The 17,011-nt window shown below is 62.2% G+C and carries 17 protein-coding genes; 10 read left to right on the forward strand and 7 right to left on the reverse strand.

Translation table 11 applies throughout. The annotated features are described in order from the left end of the window. Positions 1-106 precede the first annotated feature (106 nt). Positions 107-394, forward strand: coding sequence for a hypothetical protein (locus J7I86_RS04610; RefSeq protein ID WP_214816101.1), 288 nt, complete (start codon positions 107-109; stop codon positions 392-394). Positions 395-397: 3 nt separating this feature from the next. On the opposite strand, the gene J7I86_RS04615 is transcribed toward J7I86_RS04610, so the two are convergent. Next, positions 398-1,135: a GAF and ANTAR domain-containing protein gene (locus tag J7I86_RS04615; protein WP_214816103.1), complete on the reverse strand. Its 738-nt coding sequence runs from the start codon at positions 1,133-1,135 to the stop codon at positions 398-400. 135 nt (positions 1,136-1,270) lie between these two features. Between J7I86_RS04615 and J7I86_RS04620 the strand changes: the two genes are divergently transcribed. Beyond that, positions 1,271-1,480, forward strand: a complete 210-nt coding sequence (locus tag J7I86_RS04620) for a hypothetical protein (RefSeq protein WP_214816105.1) — start codon at positions 1,271-1,273, stop codon at positions 1,478-1,480. A gap of 66 nt (positions 1,481-1,546) precedes the next feature. After that, positions 1,547-2,044 carry a hypothetical protein gene (locus J7I86_RS04625; protein ID WP_214816108.1) on the forward strand — a complete coding sequence of 166 codons (498 nt, stop codon included), beginning with the start codon at positions 1,547-1,549 and terminating at the stop codon, positions 2,042-2,044. Between the two features lie 66 nt (positions 2,045-2,110). On the opposite strand, the gene J7I86_RS04630 is transcribed toward J7I86_RS04625, so the two are convergent. Further along, positions 2,111-2,332: a hypothetical protein gene (locus J7I86_RS04630; protein ID WP_026542114.1), complete on the reverse strand. Its 222-nt coding sequence runs from the start codon at positions 2,330-2,332 to the stop codon at positions 2,111-2,113. Positions 2,333-2,607: 275 nt separating this feature from the next. On the opposite strand from J7I86_RS04630, the gene J7I86_RS04635 reads away from it, so the two are divergent. Then, positions 2,608-4,419: a thiamine pyrophosphate-requiring protein gene (locus J7I86_RS04635; protein ID WP_214816111.1), complete on the forward strand. Its 1,812-nt coding sequence runs from the start codon at positions 2,608-2,610 to the stop codon at positions 4,417-4,419. 7 nt (positions 4,420-4,426) lie between these two features. Here the strand turns inward: J7I86_RS04635 and J7I86_RS04640 are convergent, their stop codons facing one another. Next, complete coding sequence (locus J7I86_RS04640) at positions 4,427-5,686, reverse strand: response regulator transcription factor family protein (protein WP_214816114.1); 1,260 nt, start codon at positions 5,684-5,686, stop codon at positions 4,427-4,429. Between the two features lie 137 nt (positions 5,687-5,823). Between J7I86_RS04640 and hxlB the strand changes: the two genes are divergently transcribed. Together hxlB and hxlA are read left to right on the forward strand one after the other, a co-directional pair. Beyond that, positions 5,824-6,420, forward strand: coding sequence for a 6-phospho-3-hexuloisomerase (gene hxlB / locus J7I86_RS04645; RefSeq protein ID WP_214816116.1), 597 nt, complete (start codon positions 5,824-5,826; stop codon positions 6,418-6,420). A gap of 74 nt (positions 6,421-6,494) precedes the next feature. Further along, a complete protein-coding gene (gene hxlA / locus J7I86_RS04650) occupies positions 6,495-7,118 on the forward strand; it encodes a 3-hexulose-6-phosphate synthase (RefSeq protein WP_214816120.1) in 624 nt (207 codons plus the stop codon). 66 nt (positions 7,119-7,184) lie between these two features. Here the strand turns inward: hxlA and ilvD are convergent, their stop codons facing one another. Next, positions 7,185-9,047, reverse strand: coding sequence for a dihydroxy-acid dehydratase (gene ilvD, locus J7I86_RS04655; protein WP_214816122.1), 1,863 nt, complete (start codon positions 9,045-9,047; stop codon positions 7,185-7,187). An 86-nt stretch (positions 9,048-9,133) separates the two neighbouring features. On the opposite strand from ilvD, the gene J7I86_RS04660 reads away from it, so the two are divergent. Next, a complete protein-coding gene (locus J7I86_RS04660) occupies positions 9,134-9,961 on the forward strand; it encodes a helix-turn-helix transcriptional regulator (RefSeq protein ID WP_214816125.1) in 828 nt (275 codons plus the stop codon). 12 nt (positions 9,962-9,973) lie between these two features. Here J7I86_RS04660 and J7I86_RS04665 read toward each other — a convergent pair whose 3' ends face one another. Then, complete coding sequence (locus tag J7I86_RS04665; protein ID WP_214816128.1) at positions 9,974-10,924, reverse strand: cation diffusion facilitator family transporter; 951 nt, start codon at positions 10,922-10,924, stop codon at positions 9,974-9,976. 145 nt (positions 10,925-11,069) lie between these two features. On the opposite strand from J7I86_RS04665, the gene J7I86_RS04670 reads away from it, so the two are divergent. The 3 genes from J7I86_RS04670 to mptB all read left to right on the forward strand — a co-directional run bounded on the left by J7I86_RS04670 (position 11,070) and on the right by mptB (position 14,367). Beyond that, positions 11,070-11,561 (forward strand): PaaI family thioesterase, encoded by a 492-nt coding sequence (locus J7I86_RS04670; RefSeq protein ID WP_309476664.1) that lies wholly within the window; start codon positions 11,070-11,072, stop codon positions 11,559-11,561. Between the two features lie 121 nt (positions 11,562-11,682). Continuing rightward, entirely contained in the window at positions 11,683-12,573 is an 891-nt protein-coding gene (locus tag J7I86_RS04675; protein WP_214816132.1) for an SGNH/GDSL hydrolase family protein, read from the forward strand. A gap of 186 nt (positions 12,574-12,759) precedes the next feature. Continuing rightward, positions 12,760-14,367 carry a polyprenol phosphomannose-dependent alpha 1,6 mannosyltransferase MptB gene (gene mptB, locus J7I86_RS04680; RefSeq protein ID WP_214816135.1) on the forward strand — a complete coding sequence of 536 codons (1,608 nt, stop codon included), beginning with the start codon at positions 12,760-12,762 and terminating at the stop codon, positions 14,365-14,367. 14 nt (positions 14,368-14,381) lie between these two features. Here mptB and J7I86_RS04685 read toward each other — a convergent pair whose 3' ends face one another. Next, complete coding sequence (locus J7I86_RS04685) at positions 14,382-15,542, reverse strand: glycosyltransferase 87 family protein (protein ID WP_309476665.1); 1,161 nt, start codon at positions 15,540-15,542, stop codon at positions 14,382-14,384. A gap of 136 nt (positions 15,543-15,678) precedes the next feature. Next, complete coding sequence (locus J7I86_RS04690) at positions 15,679-16,983, reverse strand: glycosyltransferase family 87 protein (RefSeq protein ID WP_214816138.1); 1,305 nt, start codon at positions 16,981-16,983, stop codon at positions 15,679-15,681. Between the last annotated feature and the right edge of the window lie 28 nt (positions 16,984-17,011).

Below are 17,011 nucleotides of genomic sequence, written 5' to 3' on the forward strand. Positions count from 1 at the left end.
GAAGTCCCCTGAAAGAAGCACGCTGAATCGCCGACACTTTTTTGCCTTCCGGAGCACTCATAAGCAGTAGGAAAAATGAGCAACTGACGCCCCGCAGGAGCAAAATATGAAATTATCCCAAGGTCCGGCCTTTGCAAGCGCCGTGTCGCTCACGAGTGCTCCGGACATCCATCTTCTGTTCATGATGGGCCTGGTCTTCGTTGCAGGCATCGCCGGGATGGGCACCGTTGGCCTGCTCCTGCTGCTCGCACCACTGGCCATGTTGTTCATGGCACGCACCAAGCCCCGTCAGGTCGCCACCGTTTCCGCTGGCCCAGCCGGAGAGCCCGACGGCGGTGCGGCACCACCGCCGTCGTCACTCAACGGCGGCGACCAAGCATCCCAGTTGAACTAGCTACTAGTCCTCAAAGCGCAGTTGGTTGTCACTGCTGCCGCTGAGGTTGGCGATGATTTCCGACGCAACGGCATGCAGCTTTTGGTTGCGATGGCTTGAGGCCTTGGTCAGTACGCTGAACGCCTCGTCCTGGCTGCAACGGTTCTGGGCCATGATCACCCCGCAAGCGAGGTCAATAACAGTCCTGGAGGACATCGCCGTCTTGAGGTCGGCGTTGAGCTGTTCCACGGTTTCTACCCTGATGGCCAGACGCAATGTACTACCCGCGACGTCCGCGAAAGCGGCAGCTTCAGCAATGACAGTGTCCGTGAAGGTCCCCGCCGTGGGTGCGAAGAAGTTGATGACCGCTTGAGATGTCTCTCCCAGGTCCATGGGCACACCCAGGGCACTGTGGACGCCCTCGGCCGCCAAGGCCCTGCTGTAAAGCGGCCAGTTGGTGTCGGTGGCAACGTCGGCCAGGAGCACCGGACGCCCGAGGTCCAAGGCTTCCAAACAGGGGCCCTGCCGAAGTTCCTGTTCAATTTTGTCCAAATGCACGGCCCTTTCGCTGCTGCCCGCAACAGTGGAGGTCCGTTTGCGCCGGCGTAACGTCAGGGCGCAGTCAATGTTTTCACCGGCTGCCTTGCTCATCGCATCGCGAGCGAAGCCGGTCACTCCGTTCAGGATTCCGTGGATGTCGGCGCTGCCGACCACCAGCTCGTGCAGGCTTCTGATGTGTTCAGCACTTCCGGTGGGTTCCATGAGCCTAATCGTAGGAACACTTCGGCTTCCGGTCACCCATTGCCCCGTAAACAGAGCAGAAGGTACAGTTACACAGTAAGCAACCTGATCAATTTACTCCGAGAGTGACCCGCCCCTTGCAACGGGATACTAGCCATGGAAGATCCACGTAGAACAGCGCGAAAGCTCATACGGAGCCGGACCATCGATCTTGAAGACCTATGGATCAAGTATTGGGCGCACGGCGGAAATGCCCCGGTCTTCGAGTTGGACGCCTACGTTTTTGAGATCCAGGAACGGCACCCCTTCGAGCTGCGCATCCTGTCATGGGCGCTCGAAGATCTGGGCGTCGAAGCACCACTCTGAGCGGGAAACGTCAATAGTTACGGCACGCCCCTACCCGCGCCCCCACAGTGTCGCTAGCCTTGGCCCATGGAATCCGGATTGGAATCTTGGGGCGAATTCAATGTGGCGATCGCCGGCGCCGGAGCGGCGCTCGGAGGGCTGCTGATCGTGGCCTTGTCCGTGAATATCAAGCAAATCGCCGAGTCGCGTGGACTTGCAGCGCGCGCAGGGGCCTCCATCTCCGCACTCATCCTCGGCGTAGTCCTGTCCTGCGCGGCACTCATCCCGGGGCAGGAGCTTCGGGGTTTCGGCGTGGTGGTTCTGCTCGGAGCCCTCTCGGGCGGAGTGATCGCCGTCCTGGCCGCCCGCGCCATCCTTGGCGATGACACCCCGGGTCATCCGCATCGCTGGGATGCCCAACACATTGCCTCGTTCGTTTTTCCGCTGGTCATTTACGCACTGGGGGGCGTGCTCACTGTGCTGTCAGTTCCCGTGGGCCTGGTGGTTGTGGCATTCGGAACCATCATCGCGCTGATCGGCGCAGTGGTCTTTTCGTGGGTGGCGCTGGTAGAGATCCTGCGTTGAACGAAACAGAAAGCGGACGACGGCGGAAACCTCCCGTCGTCGTCCGCTGACGCAGTGCGAGGTGTGTTATCCGGCCTTTCCGGACAGCGCAACCAGCACGCCGGCGGCGGCGAAGAACTTGTTGCTCCCCAGATCGCGGACGGTTTTGATACCCAGGTCAGCGAGTAGTTCGTTGTGTTTGTCGGTAAGTCCGGCAAGGGCCGACGGCGGCGCCGCCAGGATTTCATCAAGGGTGGAGTTTTCGTAGGCTTTATCGAGTGCTTTGCCCAATTCAACAGAAACAGCCAAGGCATTTCCTTTCATCGATGCGGAACAATTGCAAACGTGCTGTAGAACACTAACCCTTTTTACTAAGCAACCTGCCAATTGAGGATTTCCATCCTATTGACGATCCGGGCCACATAACGATCAAGATAGCCCACAATGACGCGCTTTTGGACCCTCGCACGCGAAGGAATTACATATTCTCCGCAATCGCCATGGCGGCGACCCCGCGTGGCGCATCACTAAGCCTGCTTAGTATGGATCAAGGCAATGACTCACCTACTGACGAGGAGCCAGACATGAAACAACGGACGGTTTCGGACTTGATGGTGGAACGCCTCCAAAACTGGGGCGTGGAGCGTGTTTACGGGTACAGCGGCGATGGCATCAACGGTTTCATGGGCGCCCTCCGCCGGTCCCGGGAAAAGATCGAGTTCGTGCAGGCCAGGCACGAGGAAGCTGCGGCCTTCATGGCCGTGGGGCATGGCAAGTACACGGGCGGAGTCGGCGTAGTGACCTCCACACAGGGTCCCGGTGCCGTCCACCTGCTCAACGGCCTGTACGACGCCAAGATGGACAGCGTCCCTGTGGTGGCGATCATCGGACAGCAAAGCACCACGGTTCTGGGCTCTGCCTACATGCAGGAGATCGACCTTCTGACGCTCTTCAAGGACGTCGCCGCACAGTTCGCCCAACTGGCCAGCTCTCCGGAACAGGTCCCCATGCTGATCGACCGCGCGTTCCGCACCGCTCTTGAAACCAAGTCCCCGTGCGTGGTCATCGTTCCCCACGACATCCAGACCGCCGATGCCCCCGAACTTGAGCAGGAACACGGAATCGTGGTTACTGCACCCGTCTGGCATCCGGCACGCGTCATGCCCCGCGAGGAACAGCTGGACGCAGCGGCAAAGATCCTCTCCGAGGGTGAACGGATCGCGTTGTTCGTTGGGCAGGGCGCACGGGGCGCCCAAAAAGAAGTGGTGGCGTTGGCCGAAAAGCTCGACGCCGGCATCACCACCAGCCTGCTCGGCAAGCCCTACGTCGACGAGACACTCCCCACCGCCGTAGGCACCATGGGCCACCTCGGCACCACTGCCAGCGCGTTTCTGCTGGAGAACTGCGACACCTTGCTCATCATCGGCTCCAACGATCCTTGGACCGAGTTCTACCCGAAACCCGGTGCCGCCAGAGCTGTGCAAATCGACATCGACGGTCGCAAGATCGCCAACCGTTACCCCGTTGAGGTGGGCTTGGTGGGCGATGCTGCGGAAACCCTCAACGCATTGACCACACGTCTTGAAGACAGGGACCAGCCAGCACGCACCAAGTGGCGCGCCGACGTCGAAGACCAGGTCCGCGCGTGGCGTCAGCTTTCAGAAGAACGCGCCAACGTCCCCGCCGAGCCCGTGAATCCGGAACTGGTGGTGCGCGAGCTCAGCGGCAGGCTCCCCGGCAACGCCCAGTTGAGCATCGACGTCGGCAGTTGCGTTTACTGGTACGCCCGGCAATTGATCCTTCCGCCCGGAGTCCCCGCCCACCTGAGCGGCACGCTCGCCAGCATGGGATGCGCCATCCCGTACGGATTGGCGGCGAAGCTGGCCCACCCGGACCGCCCCTTGGTTGCCCTGGCAGGAGACGGCGGGATGCAGATGCTGGGCGTCGCCGAGCTGATCACAGTGGCGCACCGTTGGCGGGACTGGGCGGATCCCCGCTTTGTCATCTGTGTTTTCAACAACCGTGACCTCGCCGAGGTCTCCTGGGAACAGCGTGAGACCGAGGCTGAGCCCAGGTTCCCGGACAGCCAGGAAATCCCGGACTTCCCGTACGCGGCCTATGCAGAGCTGCTGGGTTTGGCGGGAATCCGGGTGGAGGATCCCGCCAAGCTCGGCGAGGCCTGGGACTACGCGCTGTCCGCGGATCGCCCAGCCGTCATCGAAGTCCTGACGGATCCAAACATTCCGCTGCTCCCGCCCTTCCCCGCCGGAGCGCAGAAGCTGGAAGGTATGCGCTCCGCACTCACTGCCGAGGGCGCTGACGGTGAGCACGCGCGGAGTTTGCTGGACATCTACGCGGAGGGTGAGAGCCGGCTGCGGGCCAACGACGGGAAGTAGGTGACCGCTATCGGAGGCCTGCCGAGTGCGCCAGCGCAATCGCCTCGGTCCTGGAACGCACGTCGAGTTTCCGGAAGAGGTTCCGGATGTGGAACTTCACCGTGTTTTCGCTGATGTGGAGAGCGCCGGCAATGCTCCGATTCCGCTGCCCCGCGGTGAGCAACTGCAGTACTTCCAGCTCGCGGGGCGCCAGATCCCAGACGGCAACGTCACCCACGGGCGCCGCAGGTGGATCCAGCGGCAGCACCACGGAAATATCCGCGCCCCAGCCCTGCATCACGTCCAGGGACATCCGTCCGTCAACCGCCTGCACCCGCTGCTGCAACCGAGCGATGCTGGGCGAGTCCGAGGTGAGGGCACCAAGACCGTCATCGCGCACGTTGATCAGCAGGTTCTCACCGTCGCAGTCCCACTGCGCACGCACGCGGCGGACGTCCGGCTGCTCCGCGATAGCCAACACAAGCCCGCGAACAACGGCACGGGCAGCGTGGGCAACTTCGCCAGGAAGTGCACGCCCGTTGGCGGGCGGCTCGATGAACTGAATGTCGATGTTGCTGAAGTGCATCAATGGCCGAAGGTCCTCGCGAAGCCGCTCGAACGCCGTCGCCACCGGTTCCTCCACCAAATCGCTGGTGCGATCGCTGACCGTCCGCAAGTCCACCAAGGCTTTGACGGCGAGGTCCGTCACTGCGGTGCGGGCCGCGGCGTCATCCATGGAGGTTGACCGCAGGGCCGCCAGCAGCGTTTCGAGAGTGGTGGAGTGCTGGTCAATCAGCTCAGCGGTCACACGGATCCGCTCGGCGGACGCAGCCCGCGATTCCAGAAGGTACGACGGCGGCGCGTCGGTTACCTTCTCCTGGATGCGTCGGGCGGTTAATCGCCAAAGATAGCTGAGAAGACGAAGGGCCTCTTCCCCTTCCTCTCCCCCGGCCAGTGAAGGATCGGTCAGGACCAACAGCGCCTGGCTGGGCGCGTAGCCCAGGGCGAGGACTTCCCGCTCCTGGCCGGCGATGATCGCAGAAGTACGCCACGGGTCTTCGCCCGGCATCACCGACCTCAGCCGGTCCAGCTCGGTGATGGACACCCGGCTGACCACACTTTCGTCACCCGCCTTTTTCTGGGGCCGCCCAGTGCAGTCCTCGGTAAAGATGACCAAGGCGCTGCTGGGGACAAACGGGAGGGTGGCGTTGCGGAGGGACTCGGCGATGCGGTTCAGCGGCGCGGCAGCAAGATCGCCGATGGAGTGGAGGAGTGTCCAGTTCTGCATCCAGCCAGCATACGTGCCATGTAGGAGCACGAACTACCCAAAGGGGTAGGAAAAGCCATCCCAAAACAGCGTTCCACCCACCCCGGTACTGCACCAAGCTTGAAGAGAAGCAAACCACGGCAACCGAAGGAGAGAGTGTGGACGCTGTAGTAGAAAAGCCCTCCCTGAGCGAAACACCGGCGCAGGCGGCCCTCAATCTGTCACTCATCCAAGACGAAATAGCGAGCACCACCAACGCGATCGACGTCCACCAGCTTGCAGTCCTTGCGGGCAGGATCCGCGGGGCCGAACGCGTCTTCTTGGCCGGCGCCGGCCGTAGCGGACTGGTTCTCCGCATGGCAGCCATGCGCCTGATGCACCTGGGCCTGACGGTCCATGTAGCCGGGGACACCACCACGCCTGCCATCACCTCCGGTGACCTTTTGCTGGTCGCGTCCGGATCAGGAACCACCTCCGGCGTGGTCAAGGCAGCGGAAACAGCCCTCGCCGCCGGTGCGGACGTCGCTGCGGTGACCACCAACCCGGAATCACCCCTTGCCGGCTTGGCCGATGTATTGCTGATCATCCCCGCCGCACAGAAAACCGATCACGGCTCCAGTCTTTCGAGCCAATACTCCGGCAGCCTGTTTGAGCAATCCCTTTTCCTTGCAACCGAGGCAGTGTTCCAAACCCTCTGGGAGAACACCGATGAGCCCGCCGAACAGCTCTGGCTGCGGCACGCCAACCTCGAGTAACCACCCCAAAGCCCCACCACCCGAACCCGCACCACCCGTTCCAAACGAAACCTTCCACAAGAAAGAAGAACCCCATGAAACTTCAGGTAGCACTGGATCTCCTCACCGTCGAGGACGCCCTTGAACTCGCCGGCAAAGTGGCTGAGCACGTGGACATCATCGAACTCGGCACGCCCCTCATCAAGGCCGCCGGTTTGAGCGCCGTCACCGCCATTAAGGACTCCCACCCCACCAAGATCGTCTTCGCCGACATGAAGACCATGGATGCCGGCGAGCTCGAAGCCGATATCGCATTCAAGGCTGGAGCGGATCTGGTTTCGGTCCTGGGCACGGCCGATGACTCCACCATTGCCGGCGCGGTCAAGGCCGCCAAAGCGCACAACAAGGGCATTGTGGTGGACCTGATCGGTGTGGCGGACAAAGTATCCCGCGCCAAGGAAGCCCGCTTGCTGGGTGCCAAGTTCGTCGAGTTCCACGCAGGCCTTGATGAGCAGGCACAGCCGGGTTACAACCTGCGCAGCCTGCTCAACGCAGGCGAGGAAGCACGCGTCCCGTTCTCAGTGGCAGGTGGCGTGAATGCTGGAACCATTGCATCCGTACAACTGGCCGGCGCGGACGTCGCCGTCGCAGGCAGCGCGATCTACAGCGCTGCAGATCCCGAACTGGCCGCCAAGGAACTGAAGGCAGCCATCAACTAACCCAGGTCTCTATCGGAGACATCGACCTGCCCATCCGGGCAGGTCGATGTTTTGTTCTGGCAGAACTTAGAGGTTTTCCACCAGCGAGACGTCGCGGACGGCGCCCTTGTCTGCGGACAGCGCCATCGCGGCGTAGGCGCGTAGCGCAGGAGAGACGTGGCGTTCGCGGTCCTTCGGCTTGTACCCGCCGTTGACTTCGAGCTTTTCGCGGCGTTCGGCAAGAATCTCGTCGGAGACCTGCAACTGGAGGGAGCGCTGTGTGATGTCGATGCTGATGATGTCCCCGTTCTCCACCAGGGCGATGGCCCCGCCGGAGGCAGCCTCCGGGGAGATGTGGCCGATCGACAGGCCTGAGGTGCCGCCGGAGAAGCGACCGTCCGTGATGAGGGCGCACTTCTTGCCCAGGCCGCGGCCCTTGAGGAACGAGGTGGGGTAGAGCATTTCCTGCATACCCGGCCCACCTCTGGGGCCTTCGTAGCGGATGACCACTACGTCGCCTTCCTTGATGGTCTTGTTCAGGATCTTCTCCACGGCTTCGTCCTGTGACTCGCACACAACTGCCGGACCTTCAAAGATCCAAATGGACTCGTCCACCCCGGCGGTCTTCACCACGGCGCCGTCCACTGCAACGTTGCCGCGCAGCACAGCCAGGCCGCCGTCTTTGGAAAAAGCGTGCTCCACGGAACGGATGCAGCCGCCTTCAGCGTCGGTGTCCAGGGAGGTCCACTGGTTCGACTGCGAGAAAGCGGTGGAGGAACGGACGCCACCGGGAGCCGCGTGCCATAGCGCCTGCGCCTCCTCGGTGGCCTTGCCGCCCCGGATGTCCCAGTCGTCCAGCCATCCGTCCAGGTCATTGGAATGCACGGAGTGGACGTTCTTGTGCAGGAGGCCGCCGCGGTTCAGCTCACCCAGCAGCGCGGGGATGCCGCCGGCCCGGTGCACGTCCTCCATGTAATAGGTCTTATCCCCGGCGACGTTCGGAGCCACCTTTGCCAGGCAGGGTACTTGGCGGGACTTGGCGTCCATCTCGGCAAGGCCGTACTCCACGCCCGCTTCCTGGGCTGCGGCCAGCAGGTGCAGGATGGTGTTGGTGGAACCACCCATGGAGATGTCCAGTGCCATGGCGTTGTCAAAAGCCTCGGCCGTGGCGATGGAACGCGGCAGTACAGAGTGGTCGTCGTCGTCGTAATAACGCTTAACGAGCTCGACGACGGTGGCACCGGCTTTCTCGTACAGCGCCTTGCGGGCGGTATGGGTCGCCAGCACCGAGCCGTTGCCCGGCAGGGCCAGGCCGATCGCCTCGGCGAGGCAGTTCATGGAATTGGCGGTGAACATGCCCGAGCAGGAACCGCACGTGGGGCAGGCGTTCTCTTCAATGAGGTTGATGTCTTCATCGGAAATGGATTCGTCCACGGCGTCGGAAATCGCGTTAACCAGATCCAGGGAGCGCACAGACCCGTCGGTCAGGGTTACGCGGCCGGCCTCCATGGGACCGCCGGAGACGAACACCACCGGGATGTTCAGGCGCAGCGCCGCCATGAGCATGCCCGGGGTGATCTTGTCGCAGTTGGAGATGCACACCAGGGCATCGGCGCAGTGGGCGTTGACCATGTATTCCACGGAGTCGGCAATTAAATCGCGCGACGGCAGGGAATAGAGCATGCCCGAGTGGCCCATGGCGATGCCGTCGTCCACGGCGATGGTATTGAATTCGCGGGGCACGGCGCCGGCGGCGAGGATCGCGTCGGAGACGATCCTTCCTACCGGAGCCAGGTGGGTGTGGCCGGGGACGAATTCGGTGAAGGAGTTGGCCACGGCAATGATCGGCTTGCCGATGTCAGTGTTGGCAACACCGGAGGCACGCAGCAGTGCGCGGGCTCCGGCCATGTTGCGGCCGTGGGTAACTGTTCTGGAGCGAAGTGCAGGCATGAATACCATCCTGCTGTTGTTCTACGCCCGGCGGAAGACGGCGCTGCTACTAGTAGTGAAAGTACCAGAGTAATAGTGTTGAGTCCGTGAAAGATGAGAGACGCAAGGAACTGGGACTCTTCCTCAGGACCCGCCGAAACCAAGCCCTTCGCTCCGACTACGGCCTGCCGCCAGTGGGACGTTCCCGCGAGCGCGGCCTTCGGCGGGAAGAGATCGCGTTCCTCTCAGGGGTCAGCGTTACGTGGTACACGTGGCTTGAGCAGGGCCGGGACATCAGTCCGTCCCGGCAAGTGCTTGAGGCCGTGGCCCGCACGCTGCATCTTTCGGACACTGGGCTGAGTTACGTGCTTTCTCTGGGCGGCTATTCATCTGCCTTACCCAAAGGGCCCGTCGCGGCCGATGCTCCCGCTCATGTGCAGCGGCTTTTGGACGCTCTGGACCCCAACCCCTCCTACGCTTTGTCCCCGGATTGGGGCATTGCCGGGTGGAACCGCGCCTATGAGGCGCTATATCCGAACATCGGAACGTTCGACGCCGCCGACAGGAACCTTTTGTGGCTGGTCTTCACGGACCCCTTCATCCGCGACCTTCTCCCTGACTGGGACGTCACCAGCAAACGCTTCCTGGCCGAGTTCAGGGCCGAAACGGGGCAGCGCTTGGGCGACCCCGATGTGGAGTACCAAGTGGAGCGGCTCAAGGAGGCGAGCCCCGAATTCCAGGAAAGCTGGGACAGGTACGACATCCTTGGCTTTGAGTCCCGCGAGCGCCAGTTCCACCACCCCGCAGTTGGCGTGCTGCAGATGGAACACCACCAGGTCTCGCCCTCGGACAGGCCGGACCTGCACCTTGTGGTCTACACCCCGGCGCCGGGGAGTGACGCCGGGGAACAGATGCAACGGTTGATGGGAGCCTAGGGCGGGTTCCGGCTATGGAGACAAGGCGGTTTCGTCCGCAGTGGCCAGTGTCAGCACGGCCTCTTCCACGGTCTGGTGGTCTTCGAGTTCGCGCTCGATCCTGCGCAAAGCCACGGCGACTTCGTGTTCCGGGTGATCGCCCTGCAGGTCCACTGCCGCCACAAGGTACAGCTTGCGGGGACCCACAAATTCCAGATGGAGATAGGTCAGCCGGGCGATGTCCCGATGTTCCAGGAGCCGCCGCGCCATGGACCGTTCAATGTCCGGCGTGACACCTTGACCCACAAGGAACCGGCGGTTGCGGTCGATCAGCACCACGGCAACTATCGCCAACAAAACACCAACGATGATTGAGCCCACGGCATCCGGCAGTGGTGATCCGGTGACCTGATGCAGGAACACGCCCAGGAAGGCCACCACCAGGCCAATCAATGCGGCAGCATCCTCGGCAAAGACGGCGCGCAGGGTGGGGTCGGAGCCCACCAAGACCTGCTCCAAGGTCCGGCGTTCCAGCTCCCGGGCCGCTTTACGGGTCTGACGGAAGGCCTGGATGAAGGAGAAGCCCTCCAAGACAAAAGCCAGCGACAGCACTACATACGCGATGGCGAAGTCCGATGCTGGCTCCGGTTCAATAATCTCCTGGATGCCGTGCATGATGGACACCACTGCCCCTGCGGTGAAGAGTCCGAACGCGGCGAACATCGACCATACATATGCTTCGCGGCCGTACCCCATGGGATGGTTCTTGTCCCGGGGGCGTTGCGAGCGACGCTCCGCAATGAAGAGGAACACCTGGTTGCCGGTGTCAGCCCAAGAGTGCGCCGCTTCTGCGGTCATCGAGGCGGAACCTGTCAAGGCGGCTGCCACCGACTTGGCCGCGGCCACCAGTGCGTTCGCCACGAACGCGATGATGACAGTCAGCAGGGTGGAGCCGGAATCTGTTCGCTTCTGGGATGCTGCCATAGGGAAACCGTACCCAACCGTTGCCGGCAAGTGTCCCGGCGTCGGGTATTTACGTGGTGACTACGCCGCAATCCCAGCCAACTACACTCTGATGCAGGGCATCGGCTCCATCGGTCACGCAACCCACCTATCGAAGGGTGTACCAGTGACAGAGCGTCAACGAGTCATCACCTGGCAGGATCCGGCAGATGGCGTGGCTGCCATGCCCGGCATGAGCGGGCTGGAATACCTGCGGTCCATGATGGGCAATACCCTGCCTCCGCCGCTCATGAATGAGCTGTTGAACATGACGCTGGTGGAGGTGGACCAGGGAACAGCAACGTTCACCTGTCAACCGGATGAATCCCACTACAACCCCTTGGGGACTGTGCACGGCGGCCTCGTATGCACGCTGCTCGACTCAGCTTTGGGTTGCGCCGTCCAGACCACGCTCCCGCAGGGCGTTGGCTACACGTCGATTGAAATCAAAGTGAACTACCTTCGTCCCGTCCACGCAGGCTCCGGTCCGCTGAAGTGCGTAGGGGTCGTAACGAAACCCGGCAATCGCGTCGCCTTTGCGGAAGGCACTGTGACGGATGCGAGTGGAAAGGTGGTAGCGACCGCCAGCGGTTCGTTGCTGGTCCTTCCTATCGTCTAGTCCTCCAAAGCACGGTACGTGAAGTTCAGTGCCATGCTCGCCGCCCGTGGGGTTGTTGCGCTGAGTTGTTTCGGCGAGGCCGCCCATGGCGCAGCAGGCCTCATAAGCGCACTATGGGGAGATGAACGCCCACTACTATGCGGATGGCTCGGCCGGGGGCGGTTCCGGTAGCTTCAAGACTGGACTGCACCCGTGGAGCCGTTATGTGGCGTTGGGCGATTCTTTCACGGAAGGTTTGGGTGATCCTGAACCGCGGAGCCCCGGCGGCCTCCGTGGTTGGGCGGACCGGGTCGCGGAGGAGCTGAGCGCCGGTCACGATGATTTCGCCTACGCCAATCTGGCGATCAGTGGCAGGCTTCTTCACCAAATACTCGACGAGCAGGTGGGTCCGGCTGTTGAGCTGCAACCTGATCTGATCACCCTCAACGCGGGCGGTAACGACCTGCTCTTCCACAGGAGCGATCCGGACAAACTTGCCCTCGAGTTGGATACAGGGGTGGAAAAACTCGCGGCAACCGGTGCAACCATCCTGCTTTTTACGGGGCCGGACTTCGGTGCCACCCCTGTGCTGAGCCTGGCCCGCGGCAAGGTGGCCATCTTCAACGAGGACATGCGCGTCATTGCCGCCAGGCATGATGCGCTGATCGCCGATCTCTGGGCACTGCGCCAGCTCACGGACCACCGCATGTGGAATGCAGACCGGCTGCACTTTTCCCCGCTGGGTCAGCACACTATTGCCATCATGGTGCTCGATGCCCTCAGTGTGCCACATACCCTGGAACCATTGGCCCCAAAAGCCCTGCCCGAGCGCAACTGGCGTGAGGCACGGGCGGACGACATGGTCTGGGCCCGGGAGCATTTGTTCCCGTGGGTGGTTCGTCGCCTTACCCAGCGAAACGCGGACGACGGCCGGCACCCCAAACGGCCGGAGCCCGGTCCGGTGTTCGGAGCCGGTATGCCTCCAGGGGCATATATAGCTCCCGGCCTTGGGAGTGGCCCGTATCAGTCATGAAACCCGAGGAATATCACGCGGCATGGCCCTCCATGATTATGGAGTCCGTCACCCTTTGCCGCGCCTGTGGTGGTGTTGGCTGGATCGACGCTAAAATTTCACTTGCCGCAAGTACAAGCTCTTCGGCTTCAATCCGCGTTTCATTTCTTCGGAGCGCCATACCGTGAGTGGGGGGACCGAGCAGTCATGACGGCAGGCAGTACCCCCAGTCCACTTCCAGAGATTTCAACCGGAGCCAGCCAGCTTTCCTCTACTGCCACCAAGGCCCCGAAACCAGCAACACCGGCAACAAAACCCGTAACCTATCCCGCCATTTTGCAGGGGTTCCTCGGTTCCCTGTTCATGTTTGCAGGGTCCATTGGCATCGGCTGGATCGCCAACGGATCCCCCATGATCCGCCACCCCATAGTCATTGCCCTGCGCACTGAGGGCTGGGGCGTTACGGTCTCCGCCGTCCTGCTGACGGTAGGTGCCATGGTGCTGGTTCGCTCCTGGCTGCGGCTTGGCCAACGGATGGGGAGTTGGGACGGGAGCTCCCTCAAGCCAATCGTGACTGCGATCGCGGTCTGGTCCCTTCCCTTGCTGTTCGCCGTGCCCGTGTATTCGCGTGATGTCTACGCATATATAGGCCAAGGCCGGCTGATGATGGAAGGCCAGGACCCTTACGACGTCGGCATCTCGGCTTTAAACAACTGGTTCGCCTTGGGCGCGGACCCGGCGTGGGCGGAAGCCCGAACTCCGTACGGGCCGTACTTCCTGTGGATGGCCCACGCCGTAGTTGCCATCACGGGTGCCCAGCCGGACGTATCAGTCCTGCTGTTCCGGCTGCTCGCCGCAGGCGGGGTTCTGTTGTGCGTTATTTACGTACCCAAGCTCGCGGAGCTTCACGGCATCAACGGTGCCCGGGCGCTCTGGATTGCGGTTGCTAATCCACTCTTCCTCATCAGCTTCGTGGCCAGCGCCCACAACGACGCCATCATGGTGGGCTTCGCCGTGGCAGGAACTTACTTCGCCGCCACCAAGCGGCCGCTGCTGGGCATCCTGCTGGTCACACTTTCCATCGGGATCAAACCGGCCACCATTTTGTTGCTGCCCTTCATCGGCCTCATGTGGGCAGGTGCCGGCGCTTCCTGGCCGCGTAAGTTCGGAATCTGGGCAGCAACGGCAAGCATTAGCTTCGCTGTCCTGGTGATCAGCGGCATCCCTTACGGCTTGGGCCTGGGCTGGGCGTGGGCTATCACGGACCCCACCCCCGGTTTCACGGGCTACTCCCCGTCGGGTTTCATTGGCCAGCAGATCGAGTTCCTCGGCAACGCCTTGGGGCTTCCCGGCAACGCGATGGCGGACATTCTGCGAGCCGCCATGAAGTGGGGCGCAGTGGCCTTGGTCCTGGTGCTGATGTTCCGCGGAGACCATTCTCGCGTGGTGCGCAGGATGGCACTTGCTTTCGCGGCGATCGTGCTGCTCTCCCCCATCATTCAGCCTTGGTACATCCTGTGGTTCGTGCCCTTCCTGGCCGTCACGGGGATAAGGGACGACTGGCAGATGAGGTGCCTTTACGTGGGCGTGACCTTCTTCGTGGTGTTCGGAGCGCAGGACCAGCTCTCAGTGTGGTCCTTCGTGGAGGTCTCCGTGGATCTGTCCTCGTTGGCCTTCGCCATAGCGCTGCTGTTCGCGTTCTACCTGGTGTTCCTGGACATTCACACCCGCAGGCTGCTGGTTCAAGGCAAGCTATCGCGCTGGGTGGGGCAGACTGACCGTCGCCTGCTCCACCGCCCTCCGACGATCCGCTAGAGCGGCTTGGGACGCTAGAGCGCCTTCGGGACCACCGGGGCGTCGTCGCGGTTTACGCGTCGACCCAGTTCGACGGTCCGCTGCACCGACCACCACAGCAGTACCACCAGCAGGACATTCCGGGTGGTAAGCACCGCGGCCATGACCGGATGGGCGTGGATGAGCGGGGTGTAGAACAGTGGATAAATCACGAACGTGGTCATGGCGATGGCCATCAGCAAGGCGGCCGGGACCTTCCAACGGTTCCAGTCGTGCGTCAGGCCGGCAATGATCACAGGGGCCAGCCAGATGATGAACTGCGGCGAGCCCACCTTGTTGAACACGATGAAGGCCGTAGTCATCATCAATGCGCCCTCGAGGAACAGTTCCTCGCGCTCCGCTCCACGCCTGAGTGCACGGATCAGGAGGATGGCTGCCGCGATCGCGGCGACTATCAGCAGCGGCTGCATCAGGAACGCGGCAACCTCGGCGCCGGGTCCGTAAACCTCTGTGGAGTTGATGGCCGTGTTGTCCGCCATTCTGGAGCCGGCAATGTTGAAGACACTGAGCCAAACCCAAGGCGTGGAGAACGTGGCTTCAAGTTGCATGCCACGCTCACCCTGGTTGATCAGGAAGTCCAGGATGTGGCTGAAGCCACCAGCCAGATACGTTCCAAGGCCAACGACGGCGGTGACGCCCGCCCCGGCTGCGACCATCTGCAGCCTGTTCTTCGAAGCGATGATCATGGGTGCCAGCACAGCTGCCGGCCACACTTTGATCCACGTCGCGATGCTCAACAGAACTGAGGCAACAACGGGCCTTTGGGCCGCGCAGATCAACGCGATCAACACGATGGGGGCTGTGATGCCCTCAACGCGGGCAAAGCTGAGATATCCCATGAACACCGTGAAGAACAGCCACCACCATGCGGGCGCAATCCCGGTGACCCGCCGGGGGCCGCGCGTCAGGTACCAGAGGCCCAGCGCATTGAGGGCGGTGATCCCCAGGGTCCACATCAGCAGGTAGAGATCCGGGCCGGCGATCCCTGCCAGGAAAATGGGAATCTGGGCCAGCACGGGATAAACCCAGGGACTGATTTTTCCGCTGAGGTTCTCCGGGTTGTAACCCTCCATGGCCCACTGACGGTACTGCTCGGTGTCGCTGAAGGTGTTGCCGCTGAGGAAGAAGGACGCCATCCAGCACAGGAAGTAGAAGTGGACCGCGGCGAATCCCCACCACACGCTGGAGGGGCGCGCAAACCACGCTACGACGGCAGAGGGCAGGACCCGGCTGCGGATACGGACCAGCCGGTCAAAGAACGTCGCGGAAATCTTAGTGCTCCTTGCCCGCAGGTGCAGTGACCACGGATGGCTTACGGCCCAGCGAGTACAAGCGGCGCGCTGACCAGAAGAAGAGGACCACCAGCAATACGTTACGGATAGTCAGGACCAGGGCCATCCAAGGATTGTTGTGGCTCAACGCATCGTAGAAGAGCGGATAGATGAAGTAGGTGGCAACCGCGATCACTATCAGCATGGTGGCCGGAACGCGCCACTCTTTCCAATTGTGCGCAAGCCCCACAGCCACGGCAGGAGCGAGCCACACCATGAACTGCGGTGAACCCACCTTGTTGAAGACGATGAAGGCGGTAACCAGGGTGAGTGCTCCCGAAAGGAGAAGTTCAGTGCAGTCCACACCTCCGTTGAGCTTCCCTTGGTGCAGTGCCCAGAAGGCCAAACCGGCGACGGCGGCCGCGGCCAGCAGCAACAGAGGCTGCATCAGCACGGACATGACTGCCGTACCGGGTCCATCAACCTGCATGGAATTGATGTCGGTGTTCATGTACATGCGGGAATCCCCTACGCCGAGGACCGACAACCACAGCCATGGCGTGGTGAAGGTCGCTTCGAGCTGCATGCCACGGTCTCCCTGTTGTGTCAGGAAGTTCAGCAACTTGGGTACGGCACCGACTGCCGCGGCCAGCCCAACTACAACCGCCGTCGTCGCAATTCCTGCCGCCACAACATGCAGGCGTTTCCTGACCACCGCGAACAGGGCCAGCAGGACGGCTGCGGGCCAGACCTTCACCCAGGTGGCGACGCTCAGGAGGATCGATGCCACAAAGGGCCGCGTGGCGCCGTAGACAAGGGCCACAAGGACAATGGGGGCAGTCAGCCCGTCAACGCGGGCGAACCCCAACCAGCCCATGAGGAAGACGAAGACCAGCCACCACCAGGCAGCCGGAATTGCTTCCTGCCGGCGGCCGCGGTCAGTAAGTTTGAGCACCGCCCAACCGTTCAGCAGCGTAGTGAGCAGGACCCACAGGAAGAAGAAAGGGCCGGGGCCGGCAACTGCTGCCAAGCCCATGGGAATCAGCGCCAGGATGGGGTACACCCAGGGGCTGGGTCCACCGCTTAGGTTGGCGTCGTTGAATCCTGCGAGCGCCCATTCGCGGTAGATGAAGGTGTCGCTGAAGGCCTCCCCGCGCGACGAAAGCACGGCGGCGAAAACCAGGAATACCAGGTGAATCACCACGAAGCCCCACAAAAGGCCTCGCGGAGAGTTGATGCGTGCCGCCAACCTCGCTGGGATTGTTTTATCGCGAATATCCGCGAGCATACTGAAAAAACTGTCCATCAACGAAGAACTTCCTGGCTAGGTGGGT

The organism is Arthrobacter sp. ISL-95 (assembly GCF_018613695.1).
In the GTDB taxonomy this organism is placed as follows: domain Bacteria; phylum Actinomycetota; class Actinomycetes; order Actinomycetales; family Micrococcaceae; genus Arthrobacter.